Here is a 23,928-nt window from a genome sequence, read left to right on the forward strand (position 1 = left end):
TCACGCTCACGCCACCGGCAGGGTGACCTCGAAGCAGCAGCCGCCGGTGACGTTGCGGACCTCGGCCCGGCCGGCGTGCGCCTCGACGATCCCGCGCACGATGGCGAGCCCGAGGCCCGCGCCGGCCGGGGGCGTACGGGCGTGGGTGCCGCGCCATCCGGTGTCGAAGACCCTGGCCAGGTCTTCTTCGGGGATGCCGCCGCAGCCGTCGGTCACCGACAGGACCACACCGCCGCCGGTGCGTTGCGCGGCCACCGCCACGGTGCCGTCGGCGGGGGTGCGGCGGATCGCGTTGATCAGGAGGTTGCCCAGGACCCGGCTCATCTCCTTGCCGTCGACCTCGACCGGCACCGCCTCGATCCGGTCGCCGACCAGCCGTACGCCGTGCTCGCGGGCCAGCGGGTCGGCGCCGGCGAGCGCGTCGCCCACCAGGTCGTACACGGAGATCCGGGTGGGGCTGAGGGTGAGCGAACCGGCGTGGATGCGGGAGAGCTCGAAGAGGTCGCCGACCATGTCGTTCATCCGCTCCACCTCGGTGCGTATCTGCCGCAGATAGCGCGGCGCGTCGACGGCCACGCCGTCCTCCAGCGCCTCCGACATGGCCCGCAGCCCGGCGAGCGGGGTGCGCAGGTCGTGCGAGATCCAGGCGACGAGCTCCCGCCGCGAGGTCTCCAGGGCGCGCTCGCGCTCACGTGAACTGTCGAGCTTGGCACTGGTGGCGGCCAGCTCCCGGGTGAGGGCGGCGAGTTCGGCGGTGGCCGGGGCCGCGGGCGCCGCGAAGGTGCCGCCGTCGCCGAAGGAGCGGGCGGCAAGGGTCAGCTCGCGGCTCCGCGCCGCCACCCAGCGGCCGAGCAGCATCGCGGTGACGAGCGAGACGACGGCGGCCATCGCGACGACGGTCGTGACCACGGACAGGTCGTGCGGCGAAAGGAACATCGCCCAGGCGACGGCCAGCGTCCCGGCGAGCATCGCGGTCACGGCGACCGCGGCGACCACGGTCAGCGAGACGACGAGCGAGCGGTGCCGGAAGAGCCGCAGGACGAGTGCGCCGAGCAGCCCGGCCGCGGCCGCGCCGAGGAACGCGAACAGCGCGATGAGGAGTATGTCGGTCATGACGGCGCTCCGGAGGGGGCCGGGGCGGGGGTTGCCGGCGGGCCGGACGGCAGGTCCAGGCGGTAGCCCACACCCCAGACCGTACGGATCAGCTCCGGCCGGGCCGGGTCCGCCTCGACCTTGCCGCGCAGCCGGCGCACATGGACCGTCACCGTCGACAGGTCACCGAAGTCCCAGCCCCACACCTCGCTCATCAGCTCCTCCCGGGTGAAGACCCGGCCCGGGTGGCGCAGCAGGAAGGCGAGCAGGTCGAACTCGCGCAGGGTGAGGGCCAGCACCCGGCCGTCCCGGGTGGCACGCCTGGCCGCCGGGTCGAGGACGAGGCCCGCGCCTTCGAGCAGCGCCGGGCGTCCGGCGGGCACTGCGGCCGCACCGGCGCGGCGCAGCACGGAATCGACGCGCAGGACGAGTTCGCGCGGGCTGAACGGCTTGGTGACGTAGTCGTCCGCCCCCGTCTCCAGGCCGAGGACGCGGTCGTCCTCGTCGCCGCGCGCGGTGAGCATGATGACGGGTACCCGCCCGTGCGCCCGCATCCGGCGGCAGACCTCGAAGCCGTCCATGCCGGGCAGCATCAGGTCCAGCACCACCAGGTCGGGGCGGCGGCGGGCGAAGCACTCCAGCGCGGCCGGGCCGTCCGCCGCGCGGGCCACGTCGTAGCCGGCCCCGGTCAGGTATCCGGCGACGACCTCGGAGACGGTCGGGTCGTCGTCCACGACGAGAACGTGGCCGGGGGCGGGGACCCGGTCATGGCCGGGAGCGGGGCCGGGAGCGGGGCCGGGGCCGGAGGCCTCGCCCCCGGCTCCCCGGCCTCCCGGCGCCGGGCGGGCTGGAACGGCGGGCTGCATGACCCCACCCTGGCACCCGCTCCCCGCGCGCCGGGCGCGTGGGCACCGCCACACGGTCGATGTCCACGTTTCGTAAGAATCCGTGGCCCGATTTGTCGGATTACGCTCCGTAGGGTGAGCCGGGTGACCGACTCCCCCGATATCTCCGGCCCCCGCGCCGACATCGTGCTGCCCTGCCTGGACGAGGCCGCCGCCCTGCCCGGGGTGCTCGGCGCCGTCCCGCGCGGCTGGCGCGCCATCGTCGTCGACAACGGCTCCACCGACGGCTCGGCCGAACTGGCCCGGTCGCTCGGCGCGACGGTGGTGCACGAGCCGCGGCGCGGCTTCGGCTCCGCCTGCCACGCCGGGCTGCTCGCCGCCGAGGCGGAGTTCGTCTGCTTCTGCGACTGCGACGGGTCCCTGGACCCCGGGCTGCTCCCCGGCTTCGTCCGCCGGATCGCGGACGGCGAGAGCGATCTGCTGCTCGGCCGCCGTCGCCCCGACCGGCTCGGCGCCTGGCCCCTGCACGCCCGTGCGGGCAATCTGGCGCTGTCCCGGCTGCTGCGCCGGCGTACCGGGCTGCGGCTGCACGACCTGGGGCCGATGCGCGCCGGGCGCCGGGCTGACCTGCTGGCGCTCGGCCTCACCGACCGGCGCAGCGGATACCCGTTGCAGATGGTGGTGCGGGCGGCGGACGCGGGGCTACGGGTGGCCGAGACGGACGTCCCCTACCTCTCGCGCACCGGGAAGTCGAAGGTCACCGGCACCTGGCGGGGCACCTGGCACGCGGTGCGCGACATGCGCGCGGTGCTGGGCGAGGCGCCGGTCGCGGTGGGGGCGTCCCGGTGAACCCGGCCGCCTGTACCGGCGCGGCCGGCGGGGCGAACCGTGCCGGAACCGGAACGACCGGGACGACGAACCGCGCCGAGGCCGGACCCGCCACCGGAACCGGGGCCGTCGGCGGGACCCCGCCCGTCGGGCCGGTGACCCTGCTGGTCATCGCCAAGGAACCGCTGCCCGGCCGGGTCAAGACCCGGCTGACGCCTCCCTTCACCCCGCAGGAGGCCGCACGGCTCGCCGAGGCCTCGCTCGCCGACACCCTGCGCACCGTCCTCGCGCTGCCCGCCGCGCGGCGGGTGCTCGTCCTCGACGGGGCGCCCGGACCCTGGCTGCCGCCGGGCATCGAGGTGGTGGGCCAGTGCACGGGCGGCCTCGACGAACGGCTGGCCGCCGCGTTCGGCGGCAGCACGGGGCCGACGCTCCTCATCGGCATGGACACCCCGCAGATCACCGCCGCCGATCTGGCGCCCGCGCTCTGCCCCGGGTCCCGGGACGGCTGCGACGCCTGGTTCGGCCCGGCCGAGGACGGCGGCTTCTGGGCGCTGGGCCTGGCCGAGCCGGACCCGGAGCTGCTGCGCGGGGTGCCGATGTCCGTGCCGGAAACCGGCGCGGTGCAGCGCCGGCGGCTGGTCGGCGCCGGACTGACGGTGCGTGATCTGCCCAGGCTGCGGGACGTGGACACGGCCGCCGACGCCGTGGACGTCGCCGCCCTGGCGCCGCACGGCCGGTTCGCCTCCGCACTCGCCGGTATGACCGGGGCGGTGGCCCGATGAGCCGGACGGTTCCCCGGCACGGAACGGTCCGCCCGCCGCACCCGGACACCTCCTCCTGGAGCACCGACCCGTACGCCGACGCCCTGCGCAACGGCCACGGCCCGCTGTTCCTGCGCCGTACGGACGGCTGGCTGCTGCCGCTGGACGTGGAACGCTGGTGCGCGGGCGCGGACTCCGCCGACCTGTCCGCGCTGCACCGCTGCGAGGGGCCCGTCCTGGACATCGGGTGCGGGCCCGGCCGGCTGGTCGCGGCGCTGGCGGCCCGCGGCCACCGTGCGCTCGGCATCGACGTGAGCGAGGCGGCGGTGGCCCGCACCCTGCGGCTCGGCGGCTCCGCGCTGCACCGCTCGGTCTTCGAACCCCTTCCGGGTGAGGGCCGTTGGGGCACCGTCCTGCTCGTCGACGGCAACATCGGCATCGGCGGCGACCCGCGCGGGCTCCTGCACCGGACGGCGGCCCTGCTCGCCCCCGGCGGGCTGCTCATCGCGGAGACCGCGCCGCAGGACATCGACGAGCGGGTCCGGGTCCGGCTGGACGACGGACGCGCCGACCGGGCCGCGCCCGCCGCGCCCTTCCCCTGGGCCCGGCTCGGCACACCGGCACTGCTGCGCTGCGCCGGACTCCTCGGCTGGACCGCCGTCGATCAGTGGGAGGCGGACGGCCGCACCTTCGTCTCCCTGCGCCGCAGCCGCAGCGTCCTGACGACCAGCCAGAGCGCCGACAGCACGAACAGCGCGGCCGTGATCAGCAGCCAGTTGCCCAGGAACACATCGGGGGAGAGCCCGCTCGCCGGCTCGTAGCGCCTCGTGTGCCGGGTGATCAGCGGCCACCACATCAGCAGCAGCAGGCCGGACAGGAAGGCCGGCACCCGGACGAAGTTGACCAGGCCGGGACGCGGGCCGAGCGAGCGCCGCAGCAGCAGGTCCGCGCCCGCGTACAGCGGAACCAGGACCAGGTCGTGCACGAGGGCCGCGCCGACGAACCAGACGACGACGCCGAACGCGTCCCCCGCCAGCAGCCGCACCCCCGCGTATCCCGCCAGGGCGAAGGACGCGGCCGTCAGGAGGAGGTGCAGCGGGCCCTCCCCGTACCAACGCCGCACCAGGCCGCTGGGGTTCAACCTGTTCACCGCTCTCCTCACCGCTCTCCTCACAGCTCTCCGAAGGTCAGCCGGGACACCCATTTGGTGTTGAGCACGCCGGGCGCGGCCGGGACGATGATCCGTGCCGGATATCCGTGGTCGGGGGACAGGTCCTCACCGTTGACCTGCAACGCCAGCAGCGAACGGGGGTCGCGGACCTGGTTGTCGCGGAGCGCCGCCCGGCGGAACGGACCGCTGCGCTGCACTGACTCCACCAGCACCCCGGGCGGGTTGCGCGGGTACCCGGCGAGCTCCGCCAGGTCCTTCAGGCGTACGCCGCGCCACCACTGGTCCGAGGTGGACCAGCCCTCCACGCAGGCGATCGGGAGGGCCGCGCTGTACTGGTCCATGGCGAGCAGCTGCTCCCGGGTGAACCGGAGGTCCCCGGCGGGCCCGCTGACGGTCAGCCACCAGCCCTCCCCCGTCTCGGCGGCGGTGACACCGACAGCGGCGACGGTCTTGTTGATCTGGAAACCGTTGGGGCCCGAACCGGGTTCGGCGGCGCCGCGCGGGGTGAGCAGCGCGATCTGCCGCAGCGGCCCGTCGAAGCTCCGGCCCGCCGAGGTGATCAGCAGGACCAGCGAACCGGCGCCCACCATGGCCAGCGCGCCGCGCCGGGAGAGCGTCGGCGCGGCCGGGGCCGGAGAGGCCAGCGGGTCCCCCGGCACGTGCCCGCTCAGCGCGCCCGACCTCAGCACTCGTACGGCCTGCGGCGCCCGCAGCCCGGCATGGGCGAGGAACGCGGCGAAGAACACCCACGCCCCGTAGAAGTGCAGCGGGTAGAAGGAGCCCGGGAACAGGTACTCCAGCTGGATGTTGAGGAGTCCGGTGACGAACTCGAACAGCGCCCCGCCCACCAGGAGCAGCAGCGAGAGCCGCTCCAGCGCATGGCCCACCGACCGGGCCGGCGGCAGTACGAAGAGCTTCGGCACCACCGACCAGAGCTTCGCCAGCAGGACCGGGACGAGCACGATGCCGACGGTGACGTGGAGCCCCTGCGTCAGCCGGTACAGCCAGTGCGGACCGGTCGGCCAGGCGAAGAGGTAGAAGCCCAGCAGCCCCTTGTCCGGCGTCTTGTCGTTGACCGGATTCAGGTCCGGGTTGTACGCGGCGTACGACAGCAGACCGGTCACGAACAGCAGCGTGATCCCACCGAGCAGGACGAGCCCGAGCACCGCGGTGAACCGGACCCCGCGCACCGGGCTGCGCCAGAAGCCGGGCGCGGAGGGGGTCCGCTCCAGGAGCCCGGCGGCGCGGCCGGAGGAGGGGCCGGGCAGGGAAGCGGGAAGTCTGAAGCGTCGGAACCGACGTCTGTCGCCCATGGCCCGACGCTATGCCCGGGGTGCCGGGGCAGGGCTCGTACGACTCCTGACGAAACGCTGACGTCATCCGACTGCGGTCCGCGACGGCCCCGGCCGGGTGCGGAATCTGACGGTTCGGTGACGCGCCCCGTCAGCGCCCGCCCACGCCGCCCCGGCGTGCATACCGTGCGTGGGTGAAGACCGAGGACCGCACGGAGCGGCGCACCGAACCGGAGAGCGACCACCGCACCGGCCACCGCCCCGACCTGGCCGCGGCCGGCGCGGGCGTACTGCTCGTCGTCGCCGCCGTGCTCGTCGGCCGGGCCGTCGAGGACTTCGACCGCGTCCTGTACGTCCACTGGCCACCGCTGCTCGCGACCTGGTACCCGCACATCGGGCCCGGGACCGCCGCCGCGCCCGCGGTGGCCCTGGCCGTGATCGCGTACGGCCCCGTCCTGGCGGACCGGCTGCGCTGGCGGACCCTGCTGCTGAGCTGCTGGGGCGCCTCGCTCACCTGGGTCTTCTCACTGGCGCTGATCGACGGCTGGGGCCGCGGCATCGCGGAACGCCTCACCACCAAGCACGAGTACCTCAGGGCCATCGGCCGCTTCGACGACATCGGCGCCGCCCTGCGCGGCTTCAACGACCACATCCTGATCGGCCCGCCGGGCAACTGGCCCACCCATGTCGCCGGACACCCGCCGGGCGCCACCCTCACCTTCGTCCTGCTGGACCGCGTCGGGCTCGGCGGCGGCGCCTGGGCCGGGGTCTGGTGCATCGTGACCGGCACCACCGCCGCGGTCGCCGCGCTGGTCGCCGTCCGCGTGCTGGCCGACGAGCGCACCGCCCGCCGCGCCGCGCCCTTCCTGGTCCTCGCACCGGTCGCGGTCTGGGCCGGCACCTCGGCGGACGGCTACTTCGCCGCCGTCGCCGCCTGGTCCGTCGCGCTGCTGGCCCTGGCCGCGACCGGCAAGGTCCGCAGCCCCGCGGCGGCCGCCCTCGGCTCGGGGCTGCTGTTCGGCCTGACCTGCTACCTCAGTTACGGTCTGGCGCTCGTCGCACTGCTGCTCCTGGCCGTTCTCCTGCTCGCCCGGACCGCCCGGCCGGTCCCGTTCTTCGTGCTCGGGGCCCTGGTCGTGCCGGTCGCCTTCACCCTGGCCGGGTTCAACTGGTGGGAGGCGTACCACCTGCTGGTCGAGCGCTACTACCAGGCGGCGGGCGGAATCCGCCCGTACTGGTACTGGGTCTGGGCCAACCTCGCGTGCACCGTGATCGCCGTCGGACCGGCGACGGTCGCGGGCCTGCGCCGGAGCGCAGCGGCCGTACCCGGGGCCGTGGGCGCGCTGCGGACGGGGACCGCCGCCGCACCGCAGCGGCTGGTCCTGCTCGTGCTCGCCGCGTTCCTCGCGCTGCTGGCCGCCGACCTGTCCGGGATGAGCAAGGCGGAGACCGAACGGATCTGGCAGCCCTTCATGCTCTGGCTGCTGCCCGCCACCGCGCTGCTGCCCACGCCCGGCCGCCGCGGCCGGCTGGCCGCCCAGGCCGCCGTCGCCCTGCTCGTCAACCACCTGCTCTGGACCGGGTGGTAACGACCTGGTGCGCTCCCTGTCGCGCACCGGGTCGTAAGCGCGGCGGACTGTCGTGGAACGGCCGGCACCCGGGTATGGCTTGTCCCGTGCCGACATTCGAGATCACCACAGCAAGCGCGGACGACATCAGGATGATGGCGGACTGGGCCCATGCCGAGGGCTGGAACCCGGGCCTGACCGACGGCCAGGCCTTCTTCGCCGCCGATCCCTGCGGCTTCCTGATCGGCAGGCTCGACGGCACGCCCGTCTCCTGCGTCTCCGTGATCCGCTACGGCGCGGACCACGGCTTCCTGGGCTTCTACCTCACCCGCCCGGAGCTGCGCGGCCGGGGCTACGGCAGCCGGGTCTGGGCCACCGGGACGGCCCGGCTGGACGGGCGGAACACCGGCCTCGACGGGGTGGTGGAGCAGCAGGCCAACTACCGCAGGTCCGGCTTCCGCCCGGTCTGGACGAACATGCGGTACGAGGGGCTGGTGCCGGTGGACATCGCGCCGCCGTCCGGTGTCACCCTGGCCGACGCCCGCACCCTGCCCTTCGGCCAGGTCACCGCGTACGACCGCCGGTTCTTCCCGGCGGAGCGCGACGGCTTCCTGGCGGCCTGGACCACCACCCCCGGCCGCACCGCGCTGGTCGCGCTGCGCGAGGGGGAGGTGCAGGGACTCGCCGTGCTGCGCGCCTGCCGTACGTCCTCGCGCATCGGCCCGCTGTACGCGGCCACGCCGGAGACGGCCGCCGCCCTGGTGAGCGCGCTCGCGGCGACCGATCCGTCCACCCCGGTCGCCGTGGACGTACCCGACGTCAACCCGGCCGCGGTGCGGCTCGCCGGACAGCTCGGGCTCACCCCGTCGTTCGAGACGGCCCGCATGTACACCGGGCCGGCGCCGGACATCGATCACACCGGGCTGTTCGGCATCACCAGCCTGGAACTGGGCTGACCGCCGGCCCGGTCCTCACCCGGTGCGGCGCTCCCCTGGAGCAGCCCCAGGACCCGGTCCCGGAGCAGCTCGTACTCCTCGCGCAGGCGGACGAGCTCCGGGGGCCGGGGAACCGCCGTGCCCTCGGTGACGATCTCGTCGGGGGCGAACTGCTCGCGGGTGAGGTCGATCTCCGTACCCGGGCCCAGCCGGTTCCACCAGTGGTAGTCCGTGCGCACCCCGCCGACCCGGACCTCACCGCGTACGAGGTCACCGCCCAGCAGGTCGTGCAGGACCAGGGCGGTGACCCCGCACTGGTCCCGGGCGGGGTTGGCGGGGGTCCAGCGCGGCCGGTACTCGGGCGTAGTGGTGTCGGCGCCCCAGCTGCTGCGGACCGCTGCTTCGATGTCGGCGAGGAGGAAGGGCTTCATGACACGATCCTCGCAGCCGCCACTGACAGCGCACCCGGGCTCACCACCTTCCGGGCCCGCCGCCGTGGGTGCGACGGGTACGCGAGGCCATCACCGCGATGTCGTCCTCGGCGCCCGGACCGAAGCGGTCGAGCACCTCGTCGACCAGGTCCTCCAGATTCCGGCTCGCCGGCAGCTTCAGCTCCCGGAGCCGGCCGACGGACACGTCGATGTCCTCCCCGCGCCGCTCCACCAGGCCGTCGGTGTACATGAACAGCACCGTTCCCGGCGCGCACCGCACCTCCGTCGTCCGGTAGCCGCCGAACCCGGTGCCGAGCGGCGGCCCCGCCGGTACGTCGCCCAGCCGGGTACCCGCCGCCCCGGGGTCGATGAAGACCGGCGGCAGATGGCCCGCGCTCGACACCTGGCACGTCCCGCCGGACCGGTCGACCACCGCGAGCAGACAGGTCGCCGCCCGGTCGAGACCGGACCGCTCCACCATCCGGTCGAGCTGTTCCAGGATGCGGTGCGGCGGCAGCTTCTCGTCGGCGAGCAGCCGCAGCAGCGAGCGGTAGTGGCTCATCGCGACGGCCGCCTCCACCCCGTGCCCCATCACATCGCCGATCGCCTTCAGATGGCGTCCGTCGGGCAGCGGGATGATGTCGAACCAGTCGCCGCCCACCAGCACGCTCCGGTCGGCCGGCAGATAGCGGGTGGCGACCTCGATGTGCGGGTGCGGCTGGCGCGGCTCGGAGAGCAGGGAGCGCTGGAGTTCCAGGGCGATGGTGTGCTCGTGGGTGAAACGGCGCGCGTGGTCGAGGTCGACGGCGGCCCGTCCGGCGAGCTCCCTGGCGACCACCACGTCCTGCTCGGTGAAGGTCGGCGAGTCCCCGGCCCTGACCAGGCCGAGCACACCGATCGGCCCGCCGCGCACGGAGACCGGCACGATGACCGCCGAGTGCATCCCGAGGGCCCGGTAGGCGGCGACCCGCTCGGGGGAGGGCGCCAGGCGGCCCAGCTGCTGGTCGCCCGTGAGGTTCTCGACGACCGGCTGGTTGGTGGCCAGGCAGCGCGTCACGGCCGCGTCCTCCTGGTAGTCGACGTAGTCGCCGGCCACCCCGAACCGCGCGAGCCGCTCGCGCAGCCCCGCCACCGCCGTGAGCGCCGCCCGCCTCAGCCGGGTCACCCCGGGCGGTGCGGGGCGCACCGGCGGGGCGACGTCCGGCGGGAAGACCTCGATCGTGGCGAGGTCGGCGAGCCCCGGAACCACGAGGTCGACCAGCTCGGCGCAGGTGGTGTCCAAGTCGAGCGTGGTGCCGACGCGGGTGTTCGCGGCATCCAGGAGGCTCAGATGGCGGCGGGCCTGGGCCAGCTGTCGCTGCTCCGCGTCGGAGGCCATGACTTCCATCAGGACGGCGGCGACGCCCACCACCCGGCCGGCCACCTCCAGCCGGTGGTACGCGCCGTGCCAGTAGCGCCGGAGGGTGCCGGAAGCGGCGGGCGTCTGGCCGCTCGATGCGATCTCGCGCGTCCGGCCGTCGGCGAGCACCGCCAGCATCAGGTCCTCGCGGGCGTCGATCTCGGGCAGTAGCTCGGCGACCGTACGGCCCAGGTGCGCGGCGGCCGGGATGCCGTTGATCCGTTCGAGGGCCGGGTTCACGTAGAGGTAGCGCAGCTCGGTGTCGAGGACGCCCACCGCTGCCGTGGTACCGGCGATCACGGCCGCGAGCGCCACGGAGTCGAGCGGCGTCGGACTGTCGGCGTGCTCATCGGCCTGCAAGGCAACCTCCTGGGGCAGGGCGCGGGCCGCCCGACTGCCCGGCCCGTTCATCGTCGACTGCCCGCACCGCCCCCGCATCCCCAGACCGCCCGCCGCTGATCAGCGCGGGCGGACCGGAGGCGCCACCCATCCCGCCCGGCTCGCCCCGGATTCCGCGCCGTCGGCGCGCAGCCGGTCCAGATCGACCGTCCCGTCCTCGGCCGGGGCCTCCGGCGGCAGCAGCAGGGCCTCGGCGACGGGGCCGGGGAACGGCGCCCGCCCCAGCAGCCCGCCGGCCAGGGCCGCGGTCAGCCGGTGCCAGGCGGGAGCCCGGCGGAGCATCGCGTGGCCGCTGCCGTGCACGGTGACCAGACAGGTACGGGCCCCGGCCCGGCGGGCCTGTGCGGTGAGCGTGCCGGAGGCCACCGGGCTGGTGACCCGGTCGCGGGTGCTGTGCACGAGGACGACGTCCCGCCCGGCGAGCTGCTCGACCGGATCCCCGTCCGGGCACCACGGAGCGAGGCCGACCACACCCCGTACCAGCGGGTGCCCGGCGGCGTGCAGTGCCGCGCGACCCCCCATCGAGTGCCCCACCAGCACCACCGGGATCTCCCCCGCCGCCCGCCGCAGCTCGTCCAGGGCGCGCACGGCATCGCGCAGCGGGTCCGCCCGGGACCCGTTCCAGCCCTGGTGCCCGTACCGGACGGCGTGCACCAGGACGTCCCCCGGCAGAGCCCGCCCCAGCGCGTGCGCGAACGGCCGCATCCGCACCGCGGGCAGGTTGAGCGGTCCGGGCGGCGGCGCCCCGAGCCCGGTCTCCCGTCCGCCGTGCAGCAGGAGTACCGCAGCCCCGGGCGGTCGTCGTGGCGTCATGCGTACCTCCGGTGCGGATGGGTGCGGCCGTACCGAGCATGCTGTACGGAGCAGGGGCGGCACCACCCGCCGCGGCGCCGGAAACCAAAGGACACGCCATGGGATCTTCACCACAGCTCGGCAGCACCGTCCAGGACTTCACACTCGCCGGCGGAGCGCTCGACGGTGACACGTTCGAACGCCGCGACTACACGCTCTCCGCCGCCCGCGGCCGGGCCGTGGTCCTCGCCTTCTACCCCGGCGACAACACGGCCGTGTGCACCAAGCAGCTCTGCTCGTACTCCTCCGGCATGGAGACCTTCGAGGGACTCGACGCCGAGGTCTGGGGGATCAGCCCGCAGGACGTGGACAGCCACGAGTCCTTCGCCCGCGCCCACCGCCTGCGGATGCCGCTGCTGGCGGACACCGGCCGTGACATCGCGCGGGCGTACGGGGTGGCGGCGCCGGGCATCGGAGTGCGCCGGGCGGTGTTCCTGATCGACGCCGAAGGGGTGCTGCGCTGGAAGCACGTGGCGCTCCTCGGGGCCACGTTCCAGTCACTGGACACACTGGCGGGCCACCTCTCCGGCATTCAGAACACTTAGAAGACTGCCGGGACCCGGCAGTGTCGCCGGACCGGTATGTATGGGACCATCCAGCCAGTTCGACGGAAAATGTTCGGGGGATTCCGCAGACCGGGAGGGGTGATCACGTGACCTTGTTTCTCGGTCTCGGCATTGCGGGAGTCGTGCTGCTCGCACTGTCCCTGATCTTCGACGGAATACTCGAAGGCCTCTTCGGGGGCGTGCTGGACGGCCTCTTCGACGGGCTGCTCTCCCTTCCGGTGATCGCCGGTTTCGTCTCGATGCTCGGTTTCGGCGGCGCCATCGTGCTCGGCACGACCGGCGTCGGTACATTCGCAGCCGTCGCGGCGGGTATCGTCGCCGGACTGGTCGCCGCCTGGCTGACCTGGAAGTTCAGCCAGGCCCTCATGCGGGACCAGACCAACGCCGCGCCGCGGGAAGCGGATCTCGTCGGCTCGGCCGGCTCCGTGGTCACGGCCATTCCGGCCGACGGCTACGGAGAGGTACTGCTGCGGCTGGGGGGTCAGGTCGTGAAGTTGTCGGCCAAGAGCCCGGTGCCGGTCGCACGCGGCACCGAGATCTGGGTCGAGGCGGCGCTCTCGACCACCTCGGTCTCGGTCCGCCCCGTCGAACGCTGAGCCGGCGAACCGGCCACCCCACTACCGCTCGCAACAGAACTGCCGTCCCCGTCGGGAGGCAGAGGGGGACACCCTTATGAGTCCAGTACTGATCGCCATTGTCGGAGTCGTCGTACTCCTCGTCCTGCTGGCCCTCGTGGTCATCTCCCGCTACAAGGTGGCCGGGCCCAGCGAGGCGTTCATCATCACCGGCCGCCGCGGCAAGAAGTCCGTCGACCCGGTGACCGGGCGGGCCAGCATCGACAACAGCGGCCAGAAGGTCGTCGTCGGTGGCGGCGTCTTCGTCGTCCCGTTCGTCCAGCAGAAGTTCACCCTGGACCTGTCCAGCCGGCACATCCCGATCGCCGTGCGCGGGGCCGTCACGCTGCGTGGCGTGAAGTCCAACCTGGAAGGCGTCGCGATCGTCAAGGTCGGCGGCAGCGAGGACGCGATCCGGGCCGCCGCCCAGCGCTTCCTGCAGCAGCAGGACGGCATCGTCGGCTTCACCCAGGAAGTGCTCTCCGGCGCACTGCGCGCCATCGTCGGCCGGATGTCGGTCGAGGACATCATCCGTGACCGGGCCGCGTTCGCCGGCCAGGTGGCGGAGGAGGCCGAGGCCAGCCTGTCCGGCCAGGGCCTGATCCTGGACGCCTTCCAGATCCAGGACATCACCACCGAGGGCTCCTACCTGGAGGACCTCGGCCGCCCCGAGGCCGCCCGCGCCAAGCAGGAGGCGGACATCGCCGAGGCGATCGCCCGCCGCGCCTCGGAGCAGGCCCGGCTGAAGGCCGCCGAAGAGATCGCCATCGCCGAGCGGACGTACTACCTGAAGCAGGCCGAGATCAAGGCCGAGACGGAAGCGGCGGCAGCCAAGGCCAACGCCGCCGGTCCCCTCGCCGAGGCAGCCCGCCAGCAGGAAGTCCTCCAGGAGCAGGAGAAGGTCGCCGAGCGCCAGGCCGCACTGACGGACCGCGAACTCGACACCAAGGTCCGCAAGCCCGCCGACGCCGCCCGCTACCAGGCCGAGCAGGAGGCGGAGGCCCGCCGCATCGCCCAGGTCAAGGAGGCCGAGGCCGAGGCCGAACGCTCCCGCCTGACCGGCCAGGGCGAGAAGCTCCACCGCTCCGCACTCGCCGACGCCGTACGCATCGAGGGCGAGGCCGAGGGCGCCGCCATCGCCGCGAGGGGTTCGGCCGAGGCCGAGGCCATGCAGAAGAAGGCGGACGCCTTCGCCCAGTACGGCGACGCGGCCGTGCTCCAGATGCTCGTCGAGGTACTCCCGCAGGTCGTCGCCAAGGCGTCCGAGCCGCTGAGCGCCATCGACAAGCTGACCGTGATCTCGACGGACGGCGCGAGCCAGCTGTCGCGCACCGTCACGGACAACGTCGCCCAGGGCATGGAGCTCCTCAGCTCCACCACGGGCGTCGACCTCACCGCCCTGCTCAAGAACCTCAGGGGCGCCACCCCGAAGTCGGAGATCCCGCCCCAGCCGGAAACGGCCGCGGCCTCCACCGCACAGAACGGCAAGATCGAGGTCACGGACTGACCCCGCCCCCAGCAACACGCACGTGCCCGGCCGGTTCCATACCGTCCGGGCACGCGCGCGTCCGGGGGCGGGGGGCGCGCGTCCGGGGGCGGGGGCGGGGCGCTGCGCCGGGCCGGGCTGGCTTCGAGGGTGGAGGGGTGCCGGGGGTGGGGTGGGCGCAGGCGGCTTGGACCATACGCTCCACCTGGTCCTTGGGTTCATCCCCGCATCCGCGGGGAGCAGGGTGTTGAGGCGGTAGTCGTCGCCCCGGCGAGGGTTCATCCCCGCATCCGCGGGGAGCAGGCCTGCCGCTGCTGCTGGAGCATCGCCACGGGTCACCCCCGTACGCGCGGGGAGCAGACTGCCTGACATCGGGTTCTGCGGAGGCAGCCTGCCATTCCGGAGCAGCATCGCGAAGTCAGGCACCGATGAGCAAGTCCCTCAGCGCCGGACGCACCGCCCGCCCCGCACCCTCCCCGGCCAAAGCCCGGGAACCACCGTCCGCCTCCCCACTCACCCGGACCACCCGGCCGCCCCGACCGCCCCGGACGCGAAAACCCGCACCCGAGGCACCACAGAGAGTCCCGTTAAAGTAACGGGGGACTAAAGAGATCACCAAGTGCGCTCTGTAAGCGTCGCACTCCTCGGGAGGAAGTCATGGGAACCCACCGCACCACGCTGCCCGGAGTCGGAGTGCAGTACGACTACACCACCGAATCGGGCCAGCACATCTCCGTCGTCGTGCACCACGACGGGCGCCGGTTCATCGGGTTCTACGACCAGGACGATCCTGATTCGTGCCGGCTCTCCGTACCCCTTACTCCACAGGAGGCGACCGGGCTCGCGCACCTCATCGACGCTGCGCCGATCGACGCCGTACGGACCGATGGCATTGATCTGGTCACCGAGCACATACCGCTCGGGACGCGTTCCCCTTACGGCGGCCGGCTGCTCGGGGACACCCGGGCGCGGACCCGGACCGGGGCCTCGGTCGTGGCCGTGTTGCGTACGCACAGTGCGCATCCGTCACCTGGGCCGGACTTCCGGCTGGCCATCGGGGACACGCTCGTCGCCGTCGGTACGCGCGAGGGCGTGGACACGCTCTCCGAAATCATTGCGGAGGGCTGATCGTGCACGACACGACCGCACTACTGGTGGAGCTCGGCTCCGTCATTCTGGGGCTGGGCATCATCGGGCGGTTCGCGGGGCGAATAGGGCTCTCGCCGATCCCCCTCTACCTGATCGCCGGACTCGCGTTCGGAAAGGGCGGGCTGGTGCCGCTCAGGGCCAGCGAGGAGTTCACCGCCGTCGGCGCCGAGATCGGTGTCATCCTGCTGCTGCTCCTGCTGGGTCTGGAGTACAGCGCCAGTGAGCTCGTCACCAGTCTGAAGACGCAGTACCCGTCCGGTGCCGTGGACTTCGTGCTCAACGCGACGCCGGGGGCCGTCGCCGCGCTGCTGCTCGGGTGGGGGCCCGTGGGGGCCGTGGCGCTGGCCGGGGTCACCTGGATCTCGTCGTCCGGGGTGATCGCCAAAGTCATGGCTGATCTGGGACGGCTCGGCAACCGGGAGACGCCCGTCATCCTCGGGGTGCTGGTCATCGAGGACCTGTCGATGGCCGTCTATCTGCCGCTGCTCACCGCGATGCTCGCGGGCGTGGGCTTCGCCGGGGGGAGCATCGCGCTGCTCGTCGCGCTCGGCACCGTCGGATTCGTGCTCTATCTCGCGCTGCGGCACGGACGGCTGATAAGCCGGGCCGTGTCCTCCGACAATCCCGAGATGCTGCTGCTCGTCGTGCTCGGGCTGACCGTGCTGGTCGCCGGGGTGGCCCAGCAGTTGCAGGTCTCGGCGGCCGTCGGGGCGTTCCTCGTCGGCATCGCGCTCTCCGGCGAGGTCGCGGAGGGAGCGCGCAAGCTGCTGACCCCGTTGCGGGATCTCTTCGCCGCCGTCTTCTTCGTGTTCTTCGGGCTCTCCACCATTCCCTCGGACATCCCGCCGGTGCTGCTCCCGGCCGCGCTGCTGGCCGTCGTCACCGTCTTCACCAAGATCGCCACCGGCTGGTACGCCGCCCGGCGGGCCGGTATCGGGTCGCGCGGGCGCTGGCGGGCCGGCGGCACGCTCGTCGCCCGCGGCGAGTTCTCCATCGTCATCGCCGGTCTGGCCGTGGCGACCGAGCCCCGCATCGGCCCCCTGGCCACCGCGTACGTCCTGATCCTGGTCATCGTCGGCCCGCTCACCGCGCGCTGGACCCAGCCCACGGTCGAGCTGATCAAGAAGTGGCGCGGCCAGGACGGCGGCCCGGCTCCCGGGGCCGGTAGCGGCACCGTTCCCGCCGCGCCGGTGCCCGCGCGGCAGGAGGAGCTGGCTCCGACCGCCGACTGACCCTCAGTCGTCCTGGGCGGCGGGGAGGTCGGGCAACCAGCCCAGGGGGTACGCGTCCGCGCCGCCCCCGGACACGGTCGGCTCGCCGCCCGCCGCGGTGAACGCCGTCAGCGCCTCGATCAGCGCGGACCGCTGCTCCGGCGCGAGGCGTTCGACGATCGAGGCGATCTCGCGGCGGCGGCCGGCCGTGACGTCCTCGACCAGCTGGAGGCCCTCCGGGGTCACCCGCAGCGCCGTCTCGCGGCGGTTGGCCGGGTTGACCTGCCGTTCGGCCAGACCGGCGACGATCAGCCGGTCCAGCATGCGCATCGCGGTCGACGGATTGACGCCCAGCCGCTCGGCCAGCGAGACCAGCTTGGCGTCCCCGTGCGTGGCGAGGACCACCAGCAGCCGGAACTGCGGCAGCGTCACCCGGTCCTCGACCGCCGCCAGTGACCGTGCGGAGACGGCCACCAGCAGTCTCGACGCGGTCAGCACGGCCCGCGTCACCGCATCGACGTCGCCCCTGCCCGGGGCGGGCGGTCGTTTCGCAGATGCCTGTTCGTGTGCCTGTTCGTGCGCGGCCATGCCCCTTTGTACCGTGCCGGCCGGCAGTACTCGAACCCTGGCGCGACCGTGACCGAAAGATGTCGTACCGGTACCCGGTCCACGGCGTGCGACGGTGGCGCACACCTTTGGATTGTGCAACGTTTGCACCGTGACGCATCGCTCCGAAGCTTCGCCCGAACCCCGGCACCCGGCTCCTCAGGCCGGCTGGCGGCGTACCGCTGTCCGGCTGCCGGTCCATATGTTCCGGGCCGGCCTCGGACCACTGTTCCGGGGACGCCTGCTGCTCCTCGTCCACACCGGGCGCACCTCGGGACAGCCGCGCCGGACCGCCGTCGAGGTCGTCGAGTCCGCGACGGTGGACGGCCGGCGGAGCTGGACCGTGGCGTCCGGATTCGGGACGGCCGCCGACTGGTACCGCAATCTGAAACACACGCCGCAGGCCACCGTGCAGGTCGGCCGCCGGTTCCACGCGGTGACGGCGGCCGATCTGCCGGCCGAGGAGGGCGGCGAGCTGATGGCTCGGTACGCGCCCCGGCACCCCCGGATCGCGCGGCGGCTCTGCGCGTACATGGGGTTCACCGTCGACGGCAGCGAGGCGGACTACCGGAGCGTGGGCGAGGCCATCGCGTTCGTACGTCTCACGGAGGGCGCCCGGCCCACCGGAAGCGACCATTGAGGGGCGGGGTCAGGTCCGTACGGGTGCGGGTTCCTCCACCGGGTGGGACTTCGGCACGCCCCGGCGGTAGAGGATCACCGTGACCAGGAGCCCGACGGCGAAGAAGCCCGCGGACCACCAGTACGCGGTGGAGTAGCTCTCCAGCTGGGCCTGGGCGACGGCCGCCGGGGTCGGGCGGCGGCCGACCAAGTAGTTGGCGGCTGCGCTGGTGGCGAGGGTGTTCAGCAGCGCCGTACCGATGGAGCCGCCCACCTGCTGGCTGGTGTTGACCATCGCGGAGGCCACTCCGGCGTCACGGGGTGAGACCCCGGCGGTGGCCAGGTTCATCGCGGTGGCGAAGATCATGCCCAGTCCGAGGCCCAGGCAGATCAGCGGGGGCAGCACATGGGCGAGATAGGTGCTGTTCAGGTCCAGGGTGGTCAGCCACACCATGCCGCCCGCCGCGAGACCCATGCCGAGCGGCACGATCGGTTTGGCGCCGAGCCTCGGCACCAGGACGTTCGTCGTCGTCACGGACGTCACGATCATGACGGCGATCATCGGCAGGAACGCCAGGCCGGTGCTGACCGGCGAGTAGAACAGGCTCTTCTGCAGGAAGTACGTGAGGAACAGGAACACCCCGAACAGGCCGCCGCCGGAGATGAACATCGCGAGGAACGACGCGGCCCGGTCCCGGTCGAGCACCACCCGCATCGGCAGCAGCGGATGCGCGGCCCTGGTCTGCCACCACGCGAACGCCGCCACGAGCACCGCCCCGGCCAGCAGGAACCCCCAGGTGTCGGGTGAACTCCACGGGTGGGTCTCGGCCCTGGAGAATCCGAACACGATGCAGAAGAGCCCGGCCGAGACCAGCACGGTCCCCGGGATGTCGAGCTTCGGGCGGTCGGCGGGCGCACCCGCGTCGAGCAGCCGCCAGCCGCCGAGGAAGGCGACGAGCGCGAACAGCAGGTTCACGTACAGGCACCAGCGCCAGTTCAGGTACTCCGTGAGCACCCCGCCGAGCAGCAGGCCCACCGCGCCGCCCGCGCCCGCGATGGCCCCGTAGATACCGAAGGCCTTCGCGCGCTCCTTCGGGACGGTGAACGTCGTGGTGAGCAGGGAGAGCGCGGCGGGGGCCAGCAGCGCGCCGAACATGCCCTGGAGGGCGCGGGCCACCACCAGGACCTCGAAGCTCGGGGCGCCACCGCCGATCGCCGAGGCCACCGCGAAGCCGACCAGTCCGGTCAGGAACACCACCCGGCGGCCGACCAGGTCGGCGATCCGGCCGCCGAGCAGCAGCAGCGAGCCGAAGGCGAGGGCGTACGCCGTCACGATCCACTGGCGGTTGCCGTTGCTGAAGCCGAGAGCCTGCTGGGCGGAGGGCAGCGCGATGTTCACGATCGTCGCGTCGAGCACCACCATCAGCTGGGCGAGCCCGATCACCCCCAGCACCCACCACCGGTGGGACGGGCCTCGCTCCTCCCCGCCCTCGGCCGACTCCCGTGGCTGACGCGCGTGTCGGGCCATGGTGCGGATCTCCCTCGTAGCGCACACCGCCGAATTCCCCCGAGTGATCACGCTAGGCGGAGGGCGGCCCGCCCGCATGCGGGGAGCGCCGCCGGCGCACGGTCCTGCCGGGACCCGGCAGGACCGGGGAGGGGAGGGCTGGGGAGGGGAGGACCAGGGAACAGCGGGCGGGCGGCTCACACATCCTTCGCGGGCCAGTCCAGCAGCCGGGCCCCGATCACCGCCGTCTGGAGGGTGTAGCGGTGCATCGGGTCGGACGGGTCGGAGCCGGTCAGCTGGTGGATCCGCTCCAGCCGGTAGGTGAGGGCGCGCACGCTCAGCGCGAGCCGGCGGGCCGTCTCGGCCGCGACACAGCCCGACTCGAAGTACACGGACAGCGTCTTGAGGAGCGGTTCCGCACCGCCCCGCGCCTCCTGGAGCGGGCCCAGCTCGCTGCGCACCAGATCGGACATCGCCTGCCGGTCCCGGGTCAGCACCGGGTAGACCAGCAGATCGGCGGAGTACAGCACCGGATCGTCCAGGTCCATCCGGTCGGCCAGATCGAGCGCGTCGAGTGCCTCGTCGTACGACTGGACGACGCCGCCGGGGCCCCGGTGGGCACGGCCGACGGCGACCCGGCCGCCGTCCGTCGCCGCGTGCGCCTGCTTGGCGAAGTACCTCAGGACGTCGGGCTGGCTGCCGGGGGCTATGCATATCAGCCGCCCGTCCTTCGTCGTGATGAGGATCTTCCGGCCGCTGAACCGGGCCAGCAGCGCGGACTCCACCTGCCTGGGCACGGAATCGGTCTCGGTGTACGCCTCGGGGCCCGCCGCCACCGCCACCGCGTGGGCACGCGAGAGCCGCAGCCCGAAGCGCGTGGCCCGCTCGGCGAGCCGGCCCAGGTCGCTGCGCCCGTACAGCAGATCGTCGATGAACTCCCGGCGGGCCGCCTCCTCGCGCCGCACGGTGAGCCGCTGCGCCCGCTCGAAGCCCTCGGCGAACGCGTCGACCGCCTGCTCGGCGGCCGCCAGCACGCTCTCGGCGACCGCGGCCACGGCGGCCGGCGTGGCGCCGGGGGCGGCGACCGGCCAGCAGGCGCGGGTCTCGGTCAGGTGCATACGGACCAGGGCGCGCAGCTGGTGTCCGGCCTCGGCGGCCTGCCTGCCCAGAGTGCGACGGGTCTCCAGCTCCTCCCGGGTGAGCCGGCGTCCGGTGACGGCGACCTCGCCCAGGACGTGGGCGTAGCCCTCCAGAAAGCTGTCGGGGATCTCCGGCTCAGGCACGCGCCCGCCTCCAGTGCTCGTTCGTTGCTGACATTGGCACAACGCTTACGGTCCGGTGCCGGTGCCCGGCATCGAGGACAGAGAAAGACTGCCGTATTCCGGCAGTGCGACGGGCCGGCCCCGGATGACACGATCCGGTCAGCACCAACCGGGGGACCACGGGGGAAACACGGGGGTGCAACGGGGTACGGGGGAAGGCCCGGCTGCTGCGGTGCCGCTGACGGCGGTACCGCAGCACCTGGGTCACCGCCGGACCGCGCGCAGACGCCGGCAGTGCTGCCGGCGGGACGGCAGGGGGTGGAACCGATGCGGGAGTTCCTGACAGCGACGTTGTCCTTCCCGGCCGTTCTCTTCGCCGCGGCGCTCGTCGTCGTGATCGCGTTCTGGCTGCTCGTCCTGGCCGGCGCGGCCGACCACCACTCGTTCGACGCGGACCTCGACACCGATCTGGCCGGCGTCGGCGGTGTGCCGGTCACCGTCTCGGTGTCGCTGATGGTGACCGTCGCCTGGTTCACCTCGCTGGCCGGTTCGGTCCTGCTGCACCGCACCGACGTCACCGGCACCGCCCGCGCCGCGCTCGCCTTCGGCATCCTCGCCGGCGCGCTGCTGATCTCCTGGGCCGTGGCGCGGGTGCTCGTGCACCACTTCCGCCGCTTCTTCCCGGACCAGCCCCCACCATCCCGCCAGGACTTCCTGGGCCGGGTCTGCACGGTCCGTACCGGCTCGGTCGGTCCGGACTTCGGCCAGGCCGAGGTCGCCGCGGCCGACGGGTCCACCGCGATCGTCCAGGTCCGGCAGTTGCGGGCGGACGACGCGGAGCTGACCTCGGGGAGTTCGGGACTGCTGTACGCGTACGACGACGCGGGCGAGTTCTTCTGGGTCTCGCCGTACGACAGGGCGCTCGACCCCGGACCGCCGCAGCCGCTGCCCACGCACCGGCGAGCGGCCCCCGGCCACACCGCCTGAGCCCGACGCCCACCGCACCGCCGCGCGCGGTACCGGCCCGCACGGCCACGCCCGGACACGGCGCGGCGCCCGGACCCGGAGCCGTGCCCCCTCCACCTCTCATTCTCCGTACCACCAGCCGCCAAGGACTGTCATGGAAGCCATCTCCTTGGGCCTCGGCCTGCTCATCGCCGTGGTCCTGCTCATCGCGATCGCCCTGCTGCTGATCGTCACCCGGCTCTTCCGCAAGGTGGAGCAGGGCAAGGCCCTGATCATCTCCAAGACCAAGAAGGTCGATGTGACCTTCACCGGTGCCGTCGTCCTGCCGGTGCTGCACAAGGCCGAGTCGATGGACATCTCGGTGAAGACCATCGAGATCCGGCGCACCGGGCGCGAGGGCCTGATCTGCCAGGACAACATCCGCGCCGACATCCACATCACGTTCTTCGTACGGGTCAACAAGACCGTCGAGGACGTCATCAAGGTCGCCCAGGCCATCGGTACGGAGCGGGCCAGCGACAAGGTCGCGATCCAGGAGTTCTTCGCCGCGAAGTTCTCCGAGGCGCTCAAGACCGTCGGCAAGCAGCTGGACTTCGTCGATCTGTACACCAAGCGCGAGGAGTTCCGGGACCGGATCATCCGCGTCATCGGCACCGATCTGAACGGCTACCACCTGGACGACGCCGCGATCGACTTCCTTGAGCAGACCCCGATGGTGCAGCTCGACGGCGCCAACATCCTCGACGCGCAGGGCATTCGGAAGATCACCGAGCTGACCGCGATCGAGCACGTACGGACCAACGAGTTCCAGCGCACCGAGCAGAAGGAGATCACCCGGCAGGACGTCGACGCCCGGGAGACCATCCTGGAGCTGGAGCGCCGGCAGGCCGAGGCCGAGATCAAGCAGCGCCGCGAGGTCGAGACGCTGCGGGCCCGCGAGGAGGCGGTGACCGCCCGGGTGCAGGAGGAGGAACGCCTCGGCGCGCAGGGCGCGTTCATCAAGACCGAGGAGCAGCTCGGCATCCAGCGGGAGAACCAGGCCCGGGAGATCGCGGTCGCGCAGAAGAACCGCGAGCGGGTCATCGCGGTGGAGAACGAGCGCATCGAGAAGGACCGGATGATCGAGGTCATCGGGCGCGAGCGGCAGACCGAGCTGAACCGGATCGCCGCGACGAAGGAGGTCGAGGCCGAGCGCCGCGATGTCGCCGATGTGATCCGGGAGCGGATCGCGGTGGACCGTACGGTCGCCGAGCAGGAGGAGTCCATCAAGACGCTGCGCTCCGTCGAGGAGTCCGAGCGCACCCGCAAGTCGGTGATCATCGCCGCCGAGGCGGAGGCCCAGGAACAGCTGGTCAAGGACATCAAGGCCGCGGAGGCCGCCGAGGTGTCGGCCACGCACCGGGCGGCCGAGCAGCTCACGCTCGCCGAGGCCCGGCTGAAGACCGCGGACCTGGACGCCCGCGCGAAGCTGCGGCTGGCCGAGGGTGTGCAGGCGGAGTCGGCCGCGGCCGGCCTCGCGGAGGTGCAGGTACAGGACGCGGCGGCCGAGGTCATCGAGAAGACCGGCCTGGCCGAGGCCCAGGCGACGTCCGCCCGGCTCAGGGCCGAGGCGGAGGGCTCCAGGCTGAAGGCGCTGGCGGCGGCGGAGGGCACGCAGGCCCAGGCGACCGCCGACGCGGCGATGATCGGCGAGAAGCTGAAGGCCGAGGCGGCGGGGCTCACCGACAAGGCGGCCGCGATGGCCGCCCTGGACGACGCGTCGCGCGGCCACGAGGAGTACCGGCTGCGGCTGGAGGCGGAGAAGGAGATCCGGCTCGCCGGTCTTGATGTGCAGCGGCAGGTGGCCGAGGCGCAGGCGACGATCGTGTCCGCCGGGCTGGAGAACGCCGACATCGACATCGTCGGCGGGGAGTCGGTCTTCTTCGACCGGCTGGTCTCGTCCATCTCCATGGGCAAGAGCCTCGACGGCTTCGTCGAGAACTCGGACACGGCGAAGGCGCTCGCCGGGCCGTGGCTGAACGGCACGTCGTCGTTCACGGACGACCTGACCAAGGTGCTGGGGTCGGTGTCATCGGGTGATGTGCAGAACCTGACGGTGTCGGCGCTGCTGATGCGGATGATGGCCGCGCCGGGGGTGGGAGGCGCGGGGGCGGACCAGGTCCGCCGGCTCCTGGACCACGCGCGTGAGCTGGGCCTCGCGGACCTGCCCGTCAGCGCGGTCCCGGTCCCGTCCCGGAACGGCACGCCGGTGTCGTAACCGGCACGGTGTCCTCGATCGCCGGACGGATGGTGCCCGCGGCGGGCGGCAATTCAAGCCCGTCCGGCGATTGAGGACGGACGGTGCCCGGGTCGCACCCGAACCCCTCT

The 23,928-nt window shown here is 73.1% G+C and carries 22 protein-coding genes; 13 read left to right on the plus strand and 9 right to left on the minus strand.

The window, feature by feature from the left end:
* Positions 1–6: 6 nt before the first annotated feature.
* Both AB0I52_RS19560 and AB0I52_RS19565 read right to left on the minus strand, forming a co-directional pair.
* On the minus strand, positions 7–1,113 hold the full coding sequence (locus AB0I52_RS19560) for a HAMP domain-containing sensor histidine kinase (RefSeq protein ID WP_363074172.1): 1,107 nt from the start codon (positions 1,111–1,113) through the stop codon (positions 7–9).
* Positions 1,110–1,826 (minus strand): response regulator transcription factor, encoded by a 717-nt coding sequence (locus AB0I52_RS19565; protein ID WP_363074174.1) that lies wholly within the window; start codon positions 1,824–1,826, stop codon positions 1,110–1,112. Before AB0I52_RS19565 ends, AB0I52_RS19560 begins: the two co-directional genes overlap by 4 nt.
* Positions 1,827–2,072: 246 nt before the next feature.
* Here AB0I52_RS19565 and AB0I52_RS19570 point away from each other — a divergent pair, with 246 nt between their 5' ends.
* The 3 genes from AB0I52_RS19570 (at position 2,073) to AB0I52_RS19580 (ending at position 4,350) form a co-directional block, all read left to right on the plus strand.
* Positions 2,073–2,786 (plus strand): glycosyltransferase family 2 protein, encoded by a 714-nt coding sequence (locus AB0I52_RS19570; RefSeq protein ID WP_363074176.1) that lies wholly within the window; start codon positions 2,073–2,075, stop codon positions 2,784–2,786.
* 140 nt (positions 2,787–2,926) lie between these two features.
* A complete protein-coding gene (locus tag AB0I52_RS19575) occupies positions 2,927–3,550 on the plus strand; it encodes a DUF2064 domain-containing protein (protein ID WP_363074286.1) in 624 nt (207 codons plus the stop codon).
* Complete coding sequence (locus AB0I52_RS19580; RefSeq protein ID WP_363074179.1) at positions 3,547–4,350, plus strand: methyltransferase domain-containing protein; 804 nt, start codon at positions 3,547–3,549, stop codon at positions 4,348–4,350. The genes AB0I52_RS19575 and AB0I52_RS19580 overlap by 4 nt, the downstream gene beginning before the upstream one ends.
* A 349-nt stretch (positions 4,351–4,699) precedes the next feature.
* On the opposite strand, the gene AB0I52_RS19585 is transcribed toward AB0I52_RS19580, so the two are convergent.
* Positions 4,700–6,013 (minus strand): molybdopterin-dependent oxidoreductase, encoded by a 1,314-nt coding sequence (locus tag AB0I52_RS19585; protein WP_363074181.1) that lies wholly within the window; start codon positions 6,011–6,013, stop codon positions 4,700–4,702.
* Between the two features lie 173 nt (positions 6,014–6,186).
* On the opposite strand from AB0I52_RS19585, the gene AB0I52_RS19590 reads away from it, so the two are divergent.
* Both AB0I52_RS19590 and AB0I52_RS19595 read left to right on the plus strand, forming a co-directional pair.
* Positions 6,187–7,581, plus strand: a complete 1,395-nt coding sequence (locus AB0I52_RS19590) for a hypothetical protein (RefSeq protein WP_363074183.1) — start codon at positions 6,187–6,189, stop codon at positions 7,579–7,581.
* A 74-nt stretch (positions 7,582–7,655) separates the two neighbouring features.
* Positions 7,656–8,516 carry a GNAT family N-acetyltransferase gene (locus AB0I52_RS19595; RefSeq protein ID WP_363074185.1) on the plus strand — a complete coding sequence of 287 codons (861 nt, stop codon included), beginning with the start codon at positions 7,656–7,658 and terminating at the stop codon, positions 8,514–8,516.
* Here AB0I52_RS19595 and AB0I52_RS19600 read toward each other — a convergent pair.
* From AB0I52_RS19600 to AB0I52_RS19610, 3 genes are all read right to left on the minus strand, one after another.
* Positions 8,474–8,926, minus strand: coding sequence for a hypothetical protein (locus AB0I52_RS19600; RefSeq protein ID WP_363074187.1), 453 nt, complete (start codon positions 8,924–8,926; stop codon positions 8,474–8,476). The genes AB0I52_RS19595 and AB0I52_RS19600 overlap by 43 nt on opposite strands.
* A 40-nt stretch (positions 8,927–8,966) precedes the next feature.
* Positions 8,967–10,685 (minus strand): SpoIIE family protein phosphatase, encoded by a 1,719-nt coding sequence (locus AB0I52_RS19605; protein ID WP_363074189.1) that lies wholly within the window; start codon positions 10,683–10,685, stop codon positions 8,967–8,969.
* 99 nt (positions 10,686–10,784) lie between these two features.
* Positions 10,785–11,537: an alpha/beta hydrolase gene (locus tag AB0I52_RS19610; protein WP_363074191.1), complete on the minus strand. Its 753-nt coding sequence runs from the start codon at positions 11,535–11,537 to the stop codon at positions 10,785–10,787.
* Positions 11,538–11,635: 98 nt separating this feature from the next.
* Between AB0I52_RS19610 and AB0I52_RS19615 the strand changes: the two genes are divergently transcribed.
* The 5 genes from AB0I52_RS19615 (at position 11,636) to AB0I52_RS19635 (ending at position 16,623) form a co-directional block, all read left to right on the plus strand.
* Positions 11,636–12,121 (plus strand): peroxiredoxin, encoded by a 486-nt coding sequence (locus AB0I52_RS19615; RefSeq protein WP_363074193.1) that lies wholly within the window; start codon positions 11,636–11,638, stop codon positions 12,119–12,121.
* 107 nt (positions 12,122–12,228) lie between these two features.
* Positions 12,229–12,738 (plus strand): hypothetical protein, encoded by a 510-nt coding sequence (locus AB0I52_RS19620; RefSeq protein WP_363074195.1) that lies wholly within the window; start codon positions 12,229–12,231, stop codon positions 12,736–12,738.
* A 76-nt stretch (positions 12,739–12,814) separates the two neighbouring features.
* Positions 12,815–14,263: an SPFH domain-containing protein gene (locus AB0I52_RS19625; protein WP_362958293.1), complete on the plus strand. Its 1,449-nt coding sequence runs from the start codon at positions 12,815–12,817 to the stop codon at positions 14,261–14,263.
* Between the two features lie 636 nt (positions 14,264–14,899).
* The gene (locus AB0I52_RS19630; RefSeq protein WP_363074197.1) at positions 14,900–15,370 is read left to right on the plus strand and encodes a TrkA C-terminal domain-containing protein; all 471 of its coding nucleotides are present in this window, start codon (positions 14,900–14,902) and stop codon (positions 15,368–15,370) included.
* A 2-nt stretch (positions 15,371–15,372) separates the two neighbouring features.
* Positions 15,373–16,623, plus strand: a complete 1,251-nt coding sequence (locus AB0I52_RS19635; RefSeq protein WP_363074199.1) for a cation:proton antiporter — start codon at positions 15,373–15,375, stop codon at positions 16,621–16,623.
* 3 nt (positions 16,624–16,626) lie between these two features.
* Here the strand turns inward: AB0I52_RS19635 and AB0I52_RS19640 are convergent, their stop codons facing one another.
* Positions 16,627–17,190, minus strand: a complete 564-nt coding sequence (locus AB0I52_RS19640) for a MarR family transcriptional regulator (RefSeq protein ID WP_363074201.1) — start codon at positions 17,188–17,190, stop codon at positions 16,627–16,629.
* Positions 17,191–17,320: 130 nt separating this feature from the next.
* Here AB0I52_RS19640 and AB0I52_RS19645 point away from each other — a divergent pair, with 130 nt between their 5' ends.
* The gene (locus AB0I52_RS19645; protein ID WP_363074203.1) at positions 17,321–17,848 is read left to right on the plus strand and encodes a nitroreductase family deazaflavin-dependent oxidoreductase; all 528 of its coding nucleotides are present in this window, start codon (positions 17,321–17,323) and stop codon (positions 17,846–17,848) included.
* A gap of 9 nt (positions 17,849–17,857) precedes the next feature.
* Here the strand turns inward: AB0I52_RS19645 and AB0I52_RS19650 are convergent, their stop codons facing one another.
* Entirely contained in the window at positions 17,858–19,354 is a 1,497-nt protein-coding gene (locus AB0I52_RS19650) for an MFS transporter (RefSeq protein ID WP_363074205.1), read from the minus strand.
* A 176-nt stretch (positions 19,355–19,530) separates the two neighbouring features.
* Positions 19,531–20,616: a helix-turn-helix domain-containing protein gene (locus AB0I52_RS19655; protein ID WP_363074207.1), complete on the minus strand. Its 1,086-nt coding sequence runs from the start codon at positions 20,614–20,616 to the stop codon at positions 19,531–19,533.
* 306 nt (positions 20,617–20,922) lie between these two features.
* Here AB0I52_RS19655 and AB0I52_RS19660 point away from each other — a divergent pair, with 306 nt between their 5' ends.
* Complete coding sequence (locus tag AB0I52_RS19660) at positions 20,923–21,582, plus strand: hypothetical protein (RefSeq protein WP_363074209.1); 660 nt, start codon at positions 20,923–20,925, stop codon at positions 21,580–21,582.
* 133 nt (positions 21,583–21,715) lie between these two features.
* On the plus strand, positions 21,716–23,818 hold the full coding sequence (locus tag AB0I52_RS19665) for a flotillin family protein (RefSeq protein WP_363074211.1): 2,103 nt from the start codon (positions 21,716–21,718) through the stop codon (positions 23,816–23,818).
* Positions 23,819–23,928 lie beyond the last annotated feature (110 nt).

This window comes from Streptomyces sp. NPDC050423, from assembly GCF_040655445.1.
Taxonomy (GTDB): Bacteria; Actinomycetota; Actinomycetes; order Streptomycetales; family Streptomycetaceae; genus Streptomyces.